Origin of the sequence: Flavonifractor sp. An9, assembly GCF_002161245.1 — a bacterium.
GTDB lineage: Bacteria > Bacillota > Clostridia > Oscillospirales > Oscillospiraceae > Flavonifractor > Flavonifractor avicola.
Genome location: NZ_NFHC01000005.1, coordinates 1 through 16,513 on the forward strand (window position 1 = coordinate 1; position 16,513 = coordinate 16,513).

Sequence of the window (16,513 nt, forward strand, 5' to 3'; positions counted from 1 at the left end):
CTGGCCAGGTGGCTGTGCCAGGAGAGCCTTGCCTCTCTCTGCATACTCCTTCTTTGGCCGCTACATGACCCAAACCCGGCGTATGCTTGACGCATAGCCGGCTTTCTCGACAAGCTGAGCTGGGCAACCCTGTTATGGGTTGCCCAGCTTTTTTGTTTTCTGGCAGATTACCTAGGAGAGGCTGGATTACCGGCCGTGAATCTGACGACAGAATTCGACAAAATACGCACAAATTATATGATACATTCGAAAAAGGGACAAACTCTACATTTTTTCCTCAATATTCCGATTATCAATAATTGTATCAATAATGGATGCAATTAGATTTTGTTCAAGTGGCGTACAGGTCATAATCAGACGGGCTAAGCGTGCATATTCCACTTCGTTGTGGGGCTGCAATGGATAAACAATACGATCCGCAGAAATTCCAATAGATTGAATGATCCGGATAAGGACATCTGCTTTCGGGATTTTCTCACCGAGTTCGATTGCAGCCAAATAGCGCGTAGAAATATTTGCGCGCTCAGCAATTGTCTCTCTTATATATCCATGCCGCTGCCGCTCTTCCCGTATAATTTTGCCACAGCTGGCAAATTCATCTTTTGTTACCACCAATGGTTCACCTCCAAGTGACATTCTAGTTTTCGATTCATTTGGATTGAATGCTCCGTTAGTGTAAATAAAATTACTCAATTAGTTCAAATGAGCAAAGAGGGGGATTCCACGTGACTTCGCACTAATTTCTGATTTCATGCCAGAATACATAAATCAATGCGAATTCACTTTACATTTTCACGAAGTATGTTCCTACAATGAACTGTTGGTTCAGAAATATCGACACCAGTCTGCACAGCAAGATATTTGCTGTGCAGTTTTTTGTGCTGCGGATTGGGCAAATTCTTAGACCGCTTTCGGGGAAAGGAGCGAAAGGGGAAAAAACCGCCTCCGCGGGCATGGAGGGAGGTGACATTATGGCATCCCCTCAAACCAAGGTGCGGTATCAATTTGAGGCTTTCTGTAAGAAAGTGATTAACGGTGAGCGGTGCGATTACCTTCGAGAACTCATGCGCCGTTCTTCGTGGGAGTCTTCATTTTCTGATTTGCCGCCGGCTATCCTGGACAGGCTCTATTCAGAAAACGATGATCCAGCGGAATACTATATTTTTCGCATCTGCGGACATGTTATCCCTATCCGAAATGATCGACTGGCAGATGCATTGCTGACATTCGGTGATGAACAATACAGCATTTTGCTGCTCTACTACTCTCTCCAACTCAAGGATCGTGAGATTGCTCCGCTGCTGGGTATTTCACGCTCCAAAGTACAGCGCGACAGAAAGACGCTGTTTGAAGAACTGAAATCCAAGATGGGGGAGTGATACCATGCGGAAAAGTAAAATACCCGAAGATAGACTGCTGCCCTATGAGATCATCTGTGCCGCAACAGAAGGTGACCCGGACGCAATGGCCGAGGTACTCCGGCACTTTGATGGTTACATATCATACCAGGCTACTCGTATCTTCTACGATGAATACGGGCGCTCCTACCGTGGAGTCGATGCAGAGCTGAAACAACGTATCCAGGACAAACTGGCCGCCCGCATTATGGAGCGGTTCAGTCTTGAGTGAAATATCCCCAAAGGCCCAGGGTGGGTATGTGGCATCCCCTCCATTTGCCCGCCCTGGGCATATTACACTCCATAATGTAAATTATGTTGCAAAACCGGCCGGCAATCCGTGTAGTAAGGTAGGTGGATGCAACATAATTGATGTGTCCTCCGAGAAATCTTAATGCGACATAATTTATGGGTTCAGGAGGATCGAATGATGTTGGATGAATTTTGTGAGTACCTGCGTCAGCAGGGAAAGTCAGAGAACACGGTCAAGGCATACTGCCAAGGTATGAAGGAGTATATGCGGTGGCATGAGGAAACCTTTGGAAAAGAGATGAAGGTGCTGCTTCGAGCCAACGTGCTGGACTATATCTCTTACCTGCGTACGGTGAAGGGCTTGAGCAATCGCTCGGTCAACGCCAAGCTGGCCAGCCTTCACAGTTTCAATCTCTATCAGATTTTTGCTGGCTATGTAAAAGAGGTGATCCTGAGTAAGCAGGATTACTTGAAGGTACAACTGGCCTACGCCAGCCCCAGTACTGTGGACCGCGGGGAGGTAGAGCGATTCCGACAGGAGATCCTGGAGAGCAACGGCGCCCGGGATTATGCTATCGTCACCATACTGGCCTACGCTGGATTGCGGATCAGCGAGTGTCTGGAACTTAAAATGGAGGATGTCTCACTGCAGGCCCGGGAAATCACAGTACGTCACGGAAAAGGTGACAAGTTGAGGGTAGTGTACTTCGGTGACAAGGTGGTGAATGCGGTACGTGAGTATCTCAGGAGTCGAACGAAGACAGATAACCCCTATCTGTTCCCAGGACGCGGTAATGGCCATCTGACCCGCGGACAAGTCAATCGGATCTTCAACGCACACTCCAATGCGATTACGCCCCACACCCTCCGGCATTTCTTCTGCTCTAATGCACTGGAAAATGGGTATAGCATCGGTGAACTAGCAAATCAAGCGGGGCATTCCAATGTTCATACCACACTGCTCTATACCAACCCTACCCGTGAAAAGATGAAGGAGAAGGCCAATCTTTTATAATAACTTGTAACATGAATTATTGAATTGTAACTTATATGATGTTACAATGTCAATAATAATGTTACAAGGAGGGGCGGTTATGGAACTGAGTGTTCTGGAGAAATTCCTGCATATCCCATGTTTGGTAGCTGGCTATGATAAGGAGGAAAATCTGCCACTCTATCTACGGGGGCTGTACCGCCTGCAGGTTGTGGAGGTGGCTGGCATTTCCTTTTTGGCAGCGGCGCCAGAAGATATGGTATCCGCTGCTGCCCTGAAAAATCATCGCAAGCAGCTGATGGAGCATACTGGCATGGAGTGCGCCTTCGTACTGGAGGGGAGATCCACTTATCTGCGCGACAGGTTGCTGGAGAGCGGTGTGCCGTTCATCTGCCCGGGAAAAGAGATATACCTGCCTTTCTTGGGAATCGCGCTTGAGCATGAACGTCGGAAGAAGAGGGAGGCACCAGAGAAGATCTCCTTCCTCACTCAAAAGATGTTACTCACTATTTTATATGAGGGAGTGGAGAACGGCAGTGCCGCAGAAATGGCGGCCCGGCTCGGTGTCAGCCGCATGACAGGGACACGATGCTTTGATGAAGTTGAGGCGATGATTCCCCAACTGATTCAGAGAAAAGGCCGTCGTCGGGTTATCAGTTGGACGGGAACAAAGCGGAAGTATATTGAGCTGGTTCGTCCGGTGTTGAGGACGCCTGTGTTGCGGGAATACCGCTTGGCAACGCAAGTGGGGGAGACACTGCCCGTTTCTGGTCTTAGTGCGCTGTGCTGCTGCACCATGCTTAATGACGATCCGTACCCCACCTGTATGGCAACCAGGGATGTGGCGTCCAAACTGGGTTTGGGAAAGTTACCTCAGATGCCGCGGGCGGAGATGCCTGCCCAGTGTATTCAAGTGGTGGCCTACCAATATCCCTTTTCTGCCGGCGGCCAGGCTGTCATGGACCCGGTGTCCGTGTCTCTGGCCATCCCAGACGCTCTCCGGAAGGAGCCTCGGGTGGAGCAGGCCATAGAAGAAATGATGGAGGAATATGTGTACCATGAAGGGTCTTGATGTGTTTCGCAGTTACTTCAGTGCCTACCAGGATCAGTACGTGCTGATTGGGGGTGCTGCCTGCGATATTCTGTTTGAACAGGCAAACGCACCTTTCCGAGCAACCAAGGATTTGGATATGGTACTGGTTGTGGAGGCGCTGACCCCGGAGTTTGGACGGCAGTTTTGGCGCTTTATCCGGGATGGTGGCTATGAGCATAGAGCAAAGAGCAACGGCAGCCCCCAGTTCTATCGGTTTGACAAACCTAAGGCAGTAGGATTTCCTTTTATGATTGAGTTGTTCTCACGCATACCCGGCGTATTCCGTGGAGAATTGGAGGGGCCGTGTACCCCGATGCCGCTGGGTGAAGAGATTTCCAGCCTGTCTGCCATTTTGCTGGATGCGGACTACTATGAACTTTTGCTGCAGGGCAGGGTGGAGGTAGACAGCCTGATGGTTCTGTCACCGCCCTGCCTCATTCTTTTCAAGGCCAAGGCCTTTCTGGAACTTCGGGCCAGGCGCGCAGAGGGGGCACATGTGGATCAGAGCAGTATCCAAAAGCACAAGAATGATATTGTCCGTCTGGCAACGATCCTGACCGGTCGGGAGCGATGCGAACTCCCAGGTGCAATCCAACAGGATCTGGAGCGGTTTCTCACAATACTGGCTGAGGAACCGGTTGATCTGAAATCTATGCGTTTAGGGCGTCTGCAGATGGTCGATGTCATCACACGGCTGCGGCAGGTATTTGTGAGTCAAGCCACAGTGGCTGGGGTGAAATGACACTACATTATATATAAGGTAGTAAAAAAGGAAAACGGCCCAGCTGAGGACAGAAGACAAGATGGGTAAATTGGTATCAAAAGGACTGATTGGAGGGAATGCAATGTCTCGCAAAGTCTTACAAATTGGCTATGTGCCTGAGCGTGATCGTCTGACCTGGGATGGTTGGGATATTCATTGTGGTCAGAGTCTGGATGTGCTGCTCCCGGACAGACTAAGCGGAGGCACATGGCAGACAGTCTCCTTTGAATATAATGACGATGGATGGTATATGACCAAGCTTCCGGGTGTGTCCCCGGTGGGCTTGTGGGCGTGCGAGAGTGGGGAGAGTCGATATGAATAGCCATTATACCGTTGAACAGCTGAAGGAAGATGTGGAGCAGACCATCGGTATCAGAGCAAAGGACATAGAGAAGATTCAATTCTGTGGTTTATGGCATATCCGGTTTCGAGCCTTTGGTACAGACTTTTATTATTATCGTGCAGATTCAGATGACACAGTACATTTAGTTGAGTCGCCCTGGCAATGGGAGTGAAGATAATAGAAAGAAGCCCGCCTGAAAAGGCTGGCTTCTTCTTTTTAGTATGTGTATATTGCTATATAAATTTAATAAAAATTTGTTGTAAGGAATCAGCGATCTCGTGCATTTAGTATATAGGTGCGAAGAGCCACTGTCCAAATATGAGAGGAGGTGTCGTAAATGGGAAAGCGGCTTGGAGTGGTAATACTTATGGTACTGATGTTCGTTTCCACAAGTGCACAAGCGATGGAGACACGTGCCGTGAGCGACAAAGTCTCACTTCTCTATGATGGATCAACAGCTATTTGCAGTGCTACTTGTAAAGGAGCGAACACGAGCGACAAGGTTGAGGCAACATTGACACTTGTATGCAAAGGAGAAACAGTGGCATCGTGGAGCAAATCAGGAGTTTACAGTATTGCTCTATCTGAGAAATGCAAAGTAGTTCCAGGCAGGACATACACTCTGAAACTGAATTACACTATCAATGGAGTAGCAAAACCCGAAAAGTCGGTGACGAAGGTATGCCAATAGGAGTCAATTGAAGAAAACAGTTTCAGAAATGCAGAAGTTTTGGTGGAAGTAGGCAGCAATGATTGAATGGTTGTAGGTACAATATGAGCAAAAAGTTTCCAATCAAGGCTATTGTAAGCATATTCTGTGTCGCCATCCCTACTCTTGTTGGAATTGTTTTGGTAGTGAACGATTCCTTTAAGCCAGAGAACACCCATGAAAGGAATTTATCTGAGCTTGCATTTGATGATCTGGATATGAACACCTCCGTGGGGGTTGGATTCAACCTTGCGTATGAAAATGATGATTTTATCATTTTTTACGGGACTGATGGCCTGTTTTGCTATGATTTATCAGAGAAAGAAATCATTTTCAGCGTCGATTTTATTAAAGTATCCGGGACAACTGGTGCAGTTCAGGGGACTGCTGGGACAGATGTAAGCGTTTCTCAGGATGGTCAAAGAATGATTCTCGTTTATTCTGATATGGATACGCCCGATGCCGTATATGATGCCTATTATATTTCAATTCCGACTTTGACATATCATTGCGGTGAATACTATCCAATGGAGGACGCTTTTAATCCTGAAAATGCAGTCGGATATGTTTTGCCGGGGGCTGTTTATTCCCATACCCGATACATTCGTGGCGATTCGTCTTGGGATGTCTTTGATGGATATAAAGTTGGATAATGTACCGTATGCCTCGCCCCCTCCACATCAGCGGAGGGGGCGATTATTTACTCTTGATGTATGCAGGGAAAGAAGATATACTAAATGCGTAATAGTTGCGTAAATGGCTCCCGCACGAGTATTACGGGTAACCGGCAAACCTTTAGACGCAAAAAAGGCCGTCATCTCAGTGCACAAGCAATGAGATGGCGGCCTGTATTTTCACTATGGTTTAGGCCTGTTACATTCCTGGGAGGTGCTCACCGGAAGGAGAAATTCTGAGCAGATGTCATTCGTATGGCTCAACCAGGTGTGTTGTGCAGGAACCAAACCAAGTAGCGGAAGGGATCCAGACCGTTCTGCTTTGCGGTCTCAATAATGTTGCAGATCAAAGCACTGGAAGGAATGCCAGTCGGGGGGTGGAAAAAACGCCAGTTCTTCCGGCCCATGATAAAGGGCTTTATGCTGCGTTCGGCGCAGTCATTGGAGAACTCCAGCCTGCCGTCCTCCAAATAGCGCGTCAGGTAGGGCCACGGTTCCAGAAGTGAGCGAAGCGCCTTGTCCAGAGCGTCTTGGCCTAAAGCTATCGACCAGGGTTTTAGGAATAAACGACTTAGTTGCCCTTTTCCGTGTCCAATATGTAGGTAATGCTAAAGCGTGTTAGCCGATTGACGAGTTTCTGATTGGAATCGGCATGAGGGAACTTTTCTTGAACAATTTGAATGGTATTTGTCTATAAATATATTTATAGTTAATATGAGTTTGGCAGGTGACTTAATTGCTGGTGTTTCTATTATCTGCAATAGAGACGGACGAAGACCGCGCTTTATTTGTAGATTTATATGAGAAGTATCATGACAGAATGGAGCAGGCGGCGCTTCGCATAGTTAAAAATTCACACGACGCAGAGGATGCAGTACAAAATGCGTATTTGCAGATTATCCGTAATCTTGATAAAGTTTCAGAGATTCCATGTAAGAATCGGGGGTTCTGGTGCATCTCTATAGTAAAGAACGAAGCGCTTACCATTTTGCGAAAGAAGAAAAAGCTCGTATTGAGTGAGGAGTTAGAAGAGAAGCCGATAGCTGTTTCCGAAGAAACACTCAGCTATAAGGAAATCGTTCAACTATTCGCTAAATTGCCAGAGACCTATCGCGCCGTACTAGAAATGAGATTGATTCTGGGGTACAGCGGGAAAGAGATCGCAGATCGCATGGGTCTTACAGAAAATGCAGTTAATGTACGAATCAATCGTGGTCGTGCAATACTCCGCAAAATTGCTGAGAAGGAGGGAATACATCCATGACAGACAAGGAATTGGACAGTGTGATGCGACAGATACTGTTGGATGCGATTGCATTGGACGAGGAAAGCTGCGAGGACAGAATTCCCTTTGAGCCATCGCTTAAATATCAGCACCAGACTGCGTTAATGCTCAAAGATCCTATACGTTGGGAGAAGAATAGGAGCCGGCCTGTATGGAAAAAATATGGGCAACGAGTTGCGGCCATTCTGCTTGTGGCCTTTATCAGTTTTGGTAGTGTGATGGTGGCCAGTCCGACTGCGAGGGCGATGGTGCTTCAGTGGTTTAGGGAATGGTATGAAACATATATTAGCTATCGCTACACACAAGAAGGCTCAGTACCAGAAACAATGCCGGAATATGAGATTACAGCATTACCGGAAGGATATAAAGAAAATATCAGTGAACGTGTTGAATGGTCGAATTTCGTACAATATAGATATGAAAATGCGGATGGATCACCTATTATCTTTGACTATATTTACATGGAGACTGGTGCTATAAGTAATATTGAAACGGAAGGTACGGAAACTATTGAAGTGATGGTTAATGGTTGCGAGGGCGTAATTTTCCTTCCGGCGAGTCCTGAGAAGAAAGATTGTACGCTTACATGGATCAATGCAGAAGAAAATCTTCAATTTACAATTCATGCATCCATGAACCAGAGTGAAATATTGCACATGGCCGAGAGTGTGAAATTGATTCAGAAGGCGAAATAGATAATAGAATTAAATATGTTGTAAGAATTTAGCCCCCTCTTGCATCTATTGGGTAGAAGCGCAGCTACTTTGCCCAAATGTGAGAGGGGGTGACTTATATAGGAAACGGCTTGGAGCGGTAAATATTTTTGCTGTATGATGAAAGGAGACTATTATGAAAAGGTCATTAGCTATGGTACTCGCCGTTCTCACGCTTCTTACAGTATTGTATGTTCCTGCATCTGCTAAGGAGACTGTCATTGATGATGATACCCTCCGTGTCGAGGCAACGGCGCTGCTGTCTGATTTGCTGGAACAACAGTATAAGGCAAATGAAACAGGAACTCTCATTGATACGAGCGAGATCCTGTCCAATACTCCTGGAACAGAATTATATAAGCAGTATCTGTATTGGTATAGCGGTTTGACCGCTGCAACACAGGAGTATTGGACAGAGTATGATTATGATCTGAGATTTGACTCCATTGAGAATGGCACGGCCGTGTTCACTGCTGACTTGTCTTATGGGCGGGCAGGTACAATTGGCCGGAGCGAAGGATATGGCTTTGAGTACCGTGTCCAAATCGAAGAACAAGATGGCAAATATTATATTTCCTACATTGATAGTGGGGAAATGAACTTTGATGGATTCAAGACTCTGATTTCGAGAGGTCGCAACGAGGAAGGAATTGCCTTGGCATCTGAAGATATTAACACAGTATCAGTTAATACATTAGACGCGCTGATTGCCGATTATGTAGAGTTAACGGAGAAAGATGCAGCGGCAGTTATCGATCCAGATGATGTGGTGGATATGGACGCACAGCACGCAGAGTATCTTGCGAGTCTTGAGAATGGCGTGACCATTGAGCCGGCCTCAACATCTTATTCGTATGATGGTGAGCGTGGTCGTAGGTATGCAGACCTTTACTATACAACAGGTAACGATGCTTGTTTCTACAAAGCCAAGGCGAACTGCACAAACTGGGTGTCGCAGTGTGTATGGGCGGCATATGGTGGATGGACCGATGGGGACACTGTTTCCACTATGCAGGCAAATATTGCCAATAGGAAGAGGATGCAGCCCAGTACGACGATGGATAACTGGTTTGGGCACAAAAACGGGATCAGTAATCCTTGGGGAAATGTAAGCAATTTCTATAATTTCGTGACTGGGTCTCCGGCAACTGGTCCGAAGGCCACTGGAAAAAATGACGGCAAGAAGTGGTCTGGGAACTTCGTGTCTACTGAGATTGTGACTGGACAGGTCTTACAGGTTAGGAATGGAAGTTCCGGGAAATACGCTCATTCTGTCTATGTCACAGGGGGAAGGAATGACTCCATCAAGAACATTTATATTACTCAGAACTCCCCGTATAGCAAAATTAAGCTTGATGAGCTCATTCGAAACTGGGGCGCAGATTCTTCCTGCTACTTACGGCAGCTCAAGTTCACATCTGCAAATTTCGACAAGTAAGTGAAGGTAATAGATAACTGGGAATGGCTGCGCCATTCCCAGTATCTTCAAGTTTAATGGGAGAGTATTGAAATGAGAGATATTAAGGTTGCAGCAGTTTTTCTGGTGCTTTTGATACTATTATCTGGATGTCAGAATGGTGATAAACCTGGAAAAACATCAGATATAGATGACGTAAAAACATGGTTTGAGGGGTATGCTTCGGACTATGAGATTGTAGATGTGCAGACTCATGAAAGCGGGAAGTATATATTGTTAACGACATTTACCCCGCCTGGAGAGACGGAGCACTATACAATGGTGCGGGCTTATGTGGTGAGTAAAGATAAGAATAGCTATGCTGTAGATGCGATAAAAGATGCATATGAAGCAGGAAGCGTAGGATTTTCAGCAGAGCTGCTAGGTGTAGAGGATGTTGCAGTGATTTTTGGCGATATAGGCAATTCACTGTATGACTTTAAGACTGATACAGTACAAGAGGTTTCCTTCACTGAAGTTGTTGTAAAAACTTCTGATGGAGAGGAAAAGACTATCTCTGTTACCAATGATAAACCATACATCGGGATTATTGGTGCAGACACTGAAATTACAGACATTATCTTTAAGACGGATATAGGAGACATCCTTTTTTCCGATTATTACAGCGAACCACTAGACTCTAGCCCCGAAAATGCATAACAATTTATAATCATGAAAAAGAAGGTGTTTGAGTCATGCGCAATATGAGAAAGGCAGTCGCGGCAGCTATTTTAGTATTTGCGATGTCCTTAACCCTAGTCCCTGCGGCATTTGCCTTGGAGCCCCAGGAGCAGAAGAAAGAGATTGTTACCTCTCATAGTGAGAATTGGATGGGGCCAAATAAATGGGTTGAGATCACTGAATACGATTTGGGAGATGGATTTACGGCAATAAAGACAGTTGTTGATGAATATTCTGTTGGCCTAGAGAGAGCTTCCGGAACAAAAGAACAGACCTCTACATATGAATTGAAACATAAGAAAGAGTTAGTAGCTACAGTTACAGCAAGAGGAAAATTCTCCTATGATGGAAAGACTGCAAAAGTTGTTAGTAGCAGCTACAGTAGATCTATAGAGCCCGGTTATACAGAAACGCAGTGGAGTACGTCAAAGCAAGATTCCAGTCTTTTAACGGGATATGCTCGTGTAACTGCTATTTTGATGGTGGAAAATGATGATACCGGGAGGAGCTTTACTGGTGTTGCTGAGGTAACCTGCAGCAAAGACGGAAAGTGAGGAACCATGTGATGCTCTCCATTACAAAAGGTAAGCGAATTGTTACTATACTACTGATTTGTGTTTTCGCAATTCTCAGTGCTCTCAGTCTGAACCACAAATATCGAGGAGAGGTGCTGCATCATAATCTGGAGCAGATTACGCCATTTCATACGATCGAAACAACGGTATATGACTTGGGGGGTAATGTTACTGCAACAGAAACTGTTGAAACCCAAAATACGGTTATTAGTGTTCGGCATTCTGATAGGCACCTCTTTTCTGAAGAACAATGGAATGTAATTTTATCTGGCATTGAAGATGGCAGCATTTTCTGGGAAGACTAACATACATAGGAGATTTAGATATGGGTAGAATGAAAAAACGCATGATAGCAACAGCTATGGTGGCGATTATGTCCATAAGCTTGGTGCCTGCGGCCTTTGCAGCAGATCCTCAGGAGCAGAAACTGGAGAGTGTCATTTCTCATAGTGAGCGTTGGGTGGATTCAAACAAAAAGGTCGAGATTACCGAATACGATCTGGGAGATGGCTTTACAGCAATAGAAACGGTTCTTGATGAATACAATGTGGGCCTAACGAGAAACTCTGGGACTAAAACGCAGGAAAAAACCGTAGAGATAAAAAATGGAACAAGTGTTGCCGCGACAATTACAGTTTCTGGAACCTTCACGTATGACGGGAAAAAAGCAACAGTTACAAGTTATAGCCATAGTAGAACTGTAAAACCCGGTTATACTGAAACGGGCTGGGGAGCGTCTAAGGGTAACTCTGGCCTCCTCAATGATGCGTATGTGAGTGCGAAATTGACCGTTAAGCAAACAAGTACGTCCAAGTCGTTTTCAAAAACTGCAGAAATTACTTGTAGCAAGAATGGCGATTGACTCCGCCGACCAATAGTGACGAAAGGGCACTGACTTATAGTGCCCTTTCGCTTTTTATGGTGTGCTGAAAAATATGAATAATGGCAGCAGATTGAGCATAATCTTTGCTATTCGTTGATCAAGAAGAAGGGCGGGGTAGGTTGTTCTACTTGCATTCGTGACTTCAATCCGGTATAATGCAAGAGTAAAGTATCCGCAATTTGCCACTGGCAAATACAGTTACCGTGTTTCAGAGCATCCGGAGACCAACTTGGTCTTTGGGTGCATTTTTGTTTTCCAGAAATAAACAACTTCATATACCAGGAGTGTGACACTCACAAGGCACATGTGGCTTTTTAGCCCATGTGCCTTTTTATATATATGCCCGAGCAGCGGAGCTGCAAATTACAAGAAGTAGCTGAAAAGGAATGTCAAAAACAATCAAAATGGAGGTAATGAAGCATGAGTAATCAGAAAATGAACAAACCGTATGGGGGCAATATGGGAATAGCAGCCCTAACTTCCGACAAAACAAGAGACTTGGCAAGGGAAAGCCAACTTGCGCAGCTGCTGGAGGATGACAAGTTAGTCTGTGCCCATGTGTATGACGATGACGGGTATACTGAGTATCTGTTCCATGGGAGTCCTGAAAACATTGCCAATTTTATTGGGGCCCGGCCGCTGGTCCATCAGATTGTGCTGACGGATCGGGAAGAGAGTCCATTCTTGTGGACGATTGGCTATTTTATCGACCGGTGCCCGGATAAAGTTCTGCTGGAGGAGGTCAAAAAGGCGCTGATCCCTATCCAAATGTGTGAAGTGGAAGCGCAGCCCGTTTTCAGCCCGAGCATTGGAGAAGTTGTGGGATATATGATGCGCCAGCAGTTGCCTGAGGCACAAGGAGGTGTAGCCTGTGATCCCTAAGATTACGCAGGAGCGCCCTAATATCTCAGAGCGTTTTTGGTGTTCAGTCTGCGGCCGGGCACTACCCGCCCCAGGGCAAGGAACTGCGGCGTATCCCAAAGATCCGTGGAAGTTTTGCCCTGGCTGTGGTGAGCCGATTGAATACGAGAAGGCTGAGCATATCCAATGGCGCGAACAGAACTGCGTGAGATGTGGCCAGGCTTTGGTTTACCAGGTACAGTGTAATAGTCCGTATTTCGTGGCTACCTCGGCGTATGTAGGGGCACCCCTTTGCAATAACTGCCTGGAGGAGCATTGTATGCAAACCAACTGTCTGCAGTGTGACATAGGTGAGTGGCCAAACTGCCGCTATTCTAACATCAAGCGCCAGGGGATGCAGAAAGCAAGAGAGGAGGGCGCCACCAATGTCTGGACAGAGTAGAGAGATCATTGATCGCTTCGCAGGTCCTTACGCATTCTTGAGCAATTTTCACCCCTGCCGTGTGACATTCTATGGTTTATCGTTTCCATCGGTGGAGGCAGCATTCCAGGCGGCTAAGTGTGCTAACGCTCAGGATCGGGCGCAGTTTCAGGATATGACACCCGCTCAGGCAAAGCGACGTGGCCGCCAGATTCAGATGCGAGATGATTGGGATGCTCGAAAGCTGACCATCATGCACAACTTGCTTGTCCACAAGTTCAATGAGAATCCTGAACTGATCTCCAAGTTACTAGCCACCGGCGGAGCTGTCTTGGTAGAGGGCAATACCTGGCACGATAACTATTGGGGCTGCTGTACCTGTTCTCGTTGTGCGGGCAGGCGTGGACGGAACAATCTAGGGCGCCTACTCATGAAACTGCGTGCAGAATATATGGCAGTATGGCAGAGGGGGCCAGTAGAATAATGAAGTATTGCATTACCATGGAGCAAACCAGACGCATTGCAGTCTATTTTGAAGCTGATTGTAATGAGGATGCGGAGGTAAAAGCTATTCAGATCAATCGAAGCACGTCTTCCGAAGATTTTGAAAGTGGTGATGAAGAGAGAGATTATGCGCTCTACAACCAAGATACTGGTCAAACGATTGTAGAATGGGATTGATTTGGAAAAAATCGATCCCAATGGGTGCATAGTAAACTGGTACTGAAAAGGAAATTAAAGATGGATCTGATTCAGAAGAGTATCCAAAACTGTGACAGCGCATTTTTATATCAACTTCTTGATCGTATGAAATCTGACTGCCAATACTATTTTGGAAGTGGGAGGATTTATGGATCACATCTGTGGGGACGTGAGGAAAAGCGGCATATCGCCTACATGAAAGAAATCTGGGAATCCTTCTCACCGAGTGAAAAACCAGAATGGCTTACATACGAAGATATTCTTGCATATGAGCGCCGTCTTGACTCGCGGTATAAACTGCAGCAGGATGTACTCGATGAAATTGCCTCGGAACTTGGCTTATGTGCATGGCGCCCTTGCTACCATTCCGATGCGAGAGACAAGAATACAGTTCTGTTCTATTCGGTAGATGACTTTAGGAGTAATCAAGAGAGGAGTCTTACATTAGCAACAGGACGTGAATTCTATATGGATCCCAGAAGACGGGAGTTCAAACAACCAACATTTGTTTTCGAGAACTCAGATGTTAAAGGTAACCTAAATTACGATTATGCTTGTATGGGTGCAATATGCCTGTGCTCATCCCGATGGAGTCAGGTGCTGAAGGACAGGATTCGTATGAGCATTTTTGAAGAGAAGGGCCATCAGGCACACGATGAAGATGTGCGGCGGTTAAAGTCAGGCAGCGTCCGTGACATTGATAATGGAGGAACGAGCAGATGAACAAATACAATATGATCCTTCGGATTACCAGCGAGATACTGGATCGCTACCGCAATTCAATCCCGAGAAAGGCTTTTATCCAGTCAATGGAGCAAGTGAACGAACTGGTGCTGGGCCCCGCGGAGAGGTTGCCACAAGCAGTGAATCCTGGCCTGCAGTTGATTCGAGCCTCAGAGCTGGAAGCTGATCAGATTTCCCAACTCATTAGTGGAGCCTGCCCACCCTTTTCTCTGGATCATAGCGATTTCGTATGTCAGGAGCATGATTGTCAAGAGTGCTGGAAGGCTTGGTTATTGACTGGGATGCCGCCCAAGGGGGAGGTGTAACCGGTGAAGCCATTCAACAGCAGTACTCTGCTCCGGCCTCTGACTGATGCAGAGCTGCAGCTGGAAGCTCCAGAATGGGAAGATGATGATACCATCACCTTCTATATCCCTTGTTGGTTCGACGTAGATGACGTTTTCTCTGGACTCCATGTGGTTACGGATGAAAATGACGACTACATTAACCTCTACTGTGCCTGCGATATTAAGAAGCGGGTTGTTCGCCTGTTCTTTGTTTATGCCAACAACAGTGGAGCAGCGGCTGGTGAGCAGGATTTTGAGGTTGATGTATCGATGGATCCGGAAACAGCAGATATTTTGCTGAACAAGGTGTTTACCGCACTGAGAATTGAGCGGGAATAGACATTCGGTTAGAGCATGAGGCGGGAAAAGTATCGCTTTTTCCCCCCCAATTTGCATGGATTCCATAATTGATCAGGCTAGGAGTGTGAAAATGTTTGAAAGAAACAGCGTAGGACAACTGGCGGTACCGGCGACAAAGACGAGAAAATATGCTTTCTTCAGGTTCAAAACGGGAAGGCGACTTGCTGGTGAATGCGGTTATTGTTCTGGCCAGGTCGATCAACGGACGGGTGAGATCTTGGCGACCATTTCTTATGGGCCATTCCAATACCGTGAAGTATTCAAGTTGAGCCTATCTGCCTCTGTCAACTCGTTTCCCAACACAATAGAGGACAAAATCATTTGTGCGGCAAAAAAGGCTGCGCGGTTAGGAGGTCGCATGACTCGGAGAAGAGTCGTCTTCGTTCGAAAGGACGGACGCAGGTACATCACAGAGGAATTCAACGGCGATAAATCAGAATACGACGCTCGGGAAGACTGCTTGGACAGCTGTGATTTGGACTGGCCGGAGATCCGTGCGCTTTTCATCGCAGCAGATACCTACCCGAAATTTATCAAGGCCAATCTGAAAGCACAAGCTGCCTACCACTCATTCTTGACTGGCGAAGGTACTTCTGGTGTGGTGCGAAACCTTCGTAAAGGCAGAGAAGTGCCGCCGGCCGACAGCGTTCTGTTTATTTATGAGAGACCCACTGCGGACGGCGTCCGGTTTAAGGAACAGGAGATGATGGGGACATGAGTACAGAGTATATCCGAGAGGTCAATATCCGGGAGGGAAAGGTCTATCTGACCTCGAAGAGCAGTAACGACGATATTCCTTATCATGCTTGGTGCTGCGAGAGTCTGACCCGTATTTATAGCGAGGAGGGGCAACAAGGGCTGGATCGGGAAATTCTGAGGATGCTTTGCGAATATGCAACATTGAATGGTACCCATCCGAGCATCACCCGATACCGTCACGCCCTCAAGGCGCCCCAGAAGAGGATTATCTGCCAAGAGATTAACAAGGCAATCCAGGCTGCGTATGAACTGCTCCCGCCAGAGGATCAGGCGCACCCGCTCACAGCTCAGTCCGAGGCGGCAAAGGCATACAGGATGATGGAAAGGCAACTGCTTGATCAGAAGTATACGGCACTGGCCAAGCTATGCGGAATGTCCAAGGATTAGGCTCTTGAAATCTCTATCTGAATTCGTTATAATGCCAGTGTAAAGTATCCGTTGTTTGCCACTTGCAGACACAGTAACCGTGTTTCACAGCTCCCAGAGGTTTGCATAACCTTTGGGAGCTTTTTTATTATATGT

At 46.6% G+C, this 16,513-nt stretch carries 25 protein-coding genes; 23 read left to right on the forward strand and 2 right to left on the reverse strand.

Annotated elements, in window-relative coordinates; all coding sequences use genetic code 11:
* Nucleotides 1-264: 264 nt before the first annotated feature.
* Nucleotides 265-612, reverse strand: coding sequence for a helix-turn-helix domain-containing protein (locus tag B5G40_RS04890; protein ID WP_242959260.1), 348 nt, complete (start codon nucleotides 610-612; stop codon nucleotides 265-267).
* 200 nt (nucleotides 613-812) lie between these two features.
* Between B5G40_RS04890 and B5G40_RS04895 the strand changes: the two genes are divergently transcribed.
* From B5G40_RS04895 to B5G40_RS04930, 8 genes are all read left to right on the forward strand, one after another.
* Entirely contained in the window at nucleotides 813-1,379 is a 567-nt protein-coding gene (locus B5G40_RS04895) for a sigma-70 family RNA polymerase sigma factor (RefSeq protein ID WP_087398932.1), read from the forward strand.
* Between the two features lie 4 nt (nucleotides 1,380-1,383).
* Nucleotides 1,384-1,629 (forward strand): helix-turn-helix domain-containing protein, encoded by a 246-nt coding sequence (locus tag B5G40_RS04900; RefSeq protein ID WP_087398933.1) that lies wholly within the window; start codon nucleotides 1,384-1,386, stop codon nucleotides 1,627-1,629.
* A 195-nt stretch (nucleotides 1,630-1,824) separates the two neighbouring features.
* On the forward strand, nucleotides 1,825-2,664 hold the full coding sequence (locus B5G40_RS04905; protein WP_242959244.1) for a tyrosine-type recombinase/integrase: 840 nt from the start codon (nucleotides 1,825-1,827) through the stop codon (nucleotides 2,662-2,664).
* Nucleotides 2,665-2,743: 79 nt separating this feature from the next.
* Nucleotides 2,744-3,715 carry a hypothetical protein gene (locus tag B5G40_RS04910; protein WP_087398935.1) on the forward strand — a complete coding sequence of 324 codons (972 nt, stop codon included), beginning with the start codon at nucleotides 2,744-2,746 and terminating at the stop codon, nucleotides 3,713-3,715.
* A complete protein-coding gene (locus tag B5G40_RS04915) occupies nucleotides 3,702-4,478 on the forward strand; it encodes a hypothetical protein (RefSeq protein WP_087398936.1) in 777 nt (258 codons plus the stop codon). The genes B5G40_RS04910 and B5G40_RS04915 overlap by 14 nt, the downstream gene beginning before the upstream one ends.
* Before the next feature lie 335 nt (nucleotides 4,479-4,813).
* Nucleotides 4,814-5,014, forward strand: a complete 201-nt coding sequence (locus B5G40_RS04925) for a hypothetical protein (protein ID WP_087398938.1) — start codon at nucleotides 4,814-4,816, stop codon at nucleotides 5,012-5,014.
* 165 nt (nucleotides 5,015-5,179) lie between these two features.
* Nucleotides 5,180-5,533, forward strand: coding sequence for a hypothetical protein (locus B5G40_RS16600; protein ID WP_143383368.1), 354 nt, complete (start codon nucleotides 5,180-5,182; stop codon nucleotides 5,531-5,533).
* Between the two features lie 83 nt (nucleotides 5,534-5,616).
* The gene (locus tag B5G40_RS04930; RefSeq protein ID WP_087398939.1) at nucleotides 5,617-6,204 is read left to right on the forward strand and encodes a hypothetical protein; all 588 of its coding nucleotides are present in this window, start codon (nucleotides 5,617-5,619) and stop codon (nucleotides 6,202-6,204) included.
* A gap of 281 nt (nucleotides 6,205-6,485) precedes the next feature.
* On the opposite strand, the gene B5G40_RS04935 is transcribed toward B5G40_RS04930, so the two are convergent.
* Nucleotides 6,486-6,821, reverse strand: coding sequence for an IS66 family transposase (locus tag B5G40_RS04935; protein ID WP_087398940.1), 336 nt, complete (start codon nucleotides 6,819-6,821; stop codon nucleotides 6,486-6,488).
* Nucleotides 6,822-6,967: 146 nt separating this feature from the next.
* Here B5G40_RS04935 and B5G40_RS04940 point away from each other — a divergent pair, with 146 nt between their 5' ends.
* The 15 genes from B5G40_RS04940 (at nucleotide 6,968) to B5G40_RS05010 (ending at nucleotide 16,378) form a co-directional block, all read left to right on the forward strand.
* On the forward strand, nucleotides 6,968-7,489 hold the full coding sequence (locus B5G40_RS04940; protein ID WP_242959264.1) for an RNA polymerase sigma factor: 522 nt from the start codon (nucleotides 6,968-6,970) through the stop codon (nucleotides 7,487-7,489).
* A complete protein-coding gene (locus tag B5G40_RS04945; protein WP_087398942.1) occupies nucleotides 7,486-8,205 on the forward strand; it encodes a DUF4367 domain-containing protein in 720 nt (239 codons plus the stop codon). Before B5G40_RS04940 ends, B5G40_RS04945 begins: the two co-directional genes overlap by 4 nt.
* A 172-nt stretch (nucleotides 8,206-8,377) precedes the next feature.
* Nucleotides 8,378-9,661 carry an amidase domain-containing protein gene (locus B5G40_RS04950; RefSeq protein WP_206407211.1) on the forward strand — a complete coding sequence of 428 codons (1,284 nt, stop codon included), beginning with the start codon at nucleotides 8,378-8,380 and terminating at the stop codon, nucleotides 9,659-9,661.
* A 72-nt stretch (nucleotides 9,662-9,733) separates the two neighbouring features.
* On the forward strand, nucleotides 9,734-10,339 hold the full coding sequence (locus B5G40_RS04955; protein WP_087398944.1) for a hypothetical protein: 606 nt from the start codon (nucleotides 9,734-9,736) through the stop codon (nucleotides 10,337-10,339).
* Between the two features lie 44 nt (nucleotides 10,340-10,383).
* A complete protein-coding gene (locus B5G40_RS04960) occupies nucleotides 10,384-10,914 on the forward strand; it encodes a hypothetical protein (RefSeq protein ID WP_143383369.1) in 531 nt (176 codons plus the stop codon).
* An 11-nt stretch (nucleotides 10,915-10,925) separates the two neighbouring features.
* Nucleotides 10,926-11,240, forward strand: a complete 315-nt coding sequence (locus tag B5G40_RS16605; RefSeq protein ID WP_206407212.1) for a hypothetical protein — start codon at nucleotides 10,926-10,928, stop codon at nucleotides 11,238-11,240.
* 20 nt (nucleotides 11,241-11,260) lie between these two features.
* Nucleotides 11,261-11,797, forward strand: a complete 537-nt coding sequence (locus tag B5G40_RS04965; protein WP_087398946.1) for a hypothetical protein — start codon at nucleotides 11,261-11,263, stop codon at nucleotides 11,795-11,797.
* Between the two features lie 441 nt (nucleotides 11,798-12,238).
* Nucleotides 12,239-12,700, forward strand: coding sequence for a hypothetical protein (locus B5G40_RS04970; protein ID WP_087398947.1), 462 nt, complete (start codon nucleotides 12,239-12,241; stop codon nucleotides 12,698-12,700).
* Between the two features lie 404 nt (nucleotides 12,701-13,104).
* Nucleotides 13,105-13,584 carry an NADAR family protein gene (locus B5G40_RS04980; RefSeq protein ID WP_087398949.1) on the forward strand — a complete coding sequence of 160 codons (480 nt, stop codon included), beginning with the start codon at nucleotides 13,105-13,107 and terminating at the stop codon, nucleotides 13,582-13,584.
* Between the two features lie 17 nt (nucleotides 13,585-13,601).
* Complete coding sequence (locus B5G40_RS04985) at nucleotides 13,602-13,781, forward strand: hypothetical protein (RefSeq protein WP_143383371.1); 180 nt, start codon at nucleotides 13,602-13,604, stop codon at nucleotides 13,779-13,781.
* Between the two features lie 60 nt (nucleotides 13,782-13,841).
* Entirely contained in the window at nucleotides 13,842-14,525 is a 684-nt protein-coding gene (locus B5G40_RS16825; protein WP_158099482.1) for an LPD11 domain-containing protein, read from the forward strand.
* On the forward strand, nucleotides 14,522-14,851 hold the full coding sequence (locus B5G40_RS04995; RefSeq protein WP_087398951.1) for a hypothetical protein: 330 nt from the start codon (nucleotides 14,522-14,524) through the stop codon (nucleotides 14,849-14,851). Before B5G40_RS16825 ends, B5G40_RS04995 begins: the two co-directional genes overlap by 4 nt.
* 3 nt (nucleotides 14,852-14,854) lie before the next feature.
* Nucleotides 14,855-15,211 carry a hypothetical protein gene (locus B5G40_RS05000; protein ID WP_087398952.1) on the forward strand — a complete coding sequence of 119 codons (357 nt, stop codon included), beginning with the start codon at nucleotides 14,855-14,857 and terminating at the stop codon, nucleotides 15,209-15,211.
* A gap of 91 nt (nucleotides 15,212-15,302) precedes the next feature.
* The gene (locus B5G40_RS05005) at nucleotides 15,303-15,950 is read left to right on the forward strand and encodes a hypothetical protein (protein ID WP_087398953.1); all 648 of its coding nucleotides are present in this window, start codon (nucleotides 15,303-15,305) and stop codon (nucleotides 15,948-15,950) included.
* Complete coding sequence (locus tag B5G40_RS05010; RefSeq protein ID WP_087398954.1) at nucleotides 15,947-16,378, forward strand: hypothetical protein; 432 nt, start codon at nucleotides 15,947-15,949, stop codon at nucleotides 16,376-16,378. The genes B5G40_RS05005 and B5G40_RS05010 overlap by 4 nt, the downstream gene beginning before the upstream one ends.
* Nucleotides 16,379-16,513: the final 135 nt, after the last annotated feature.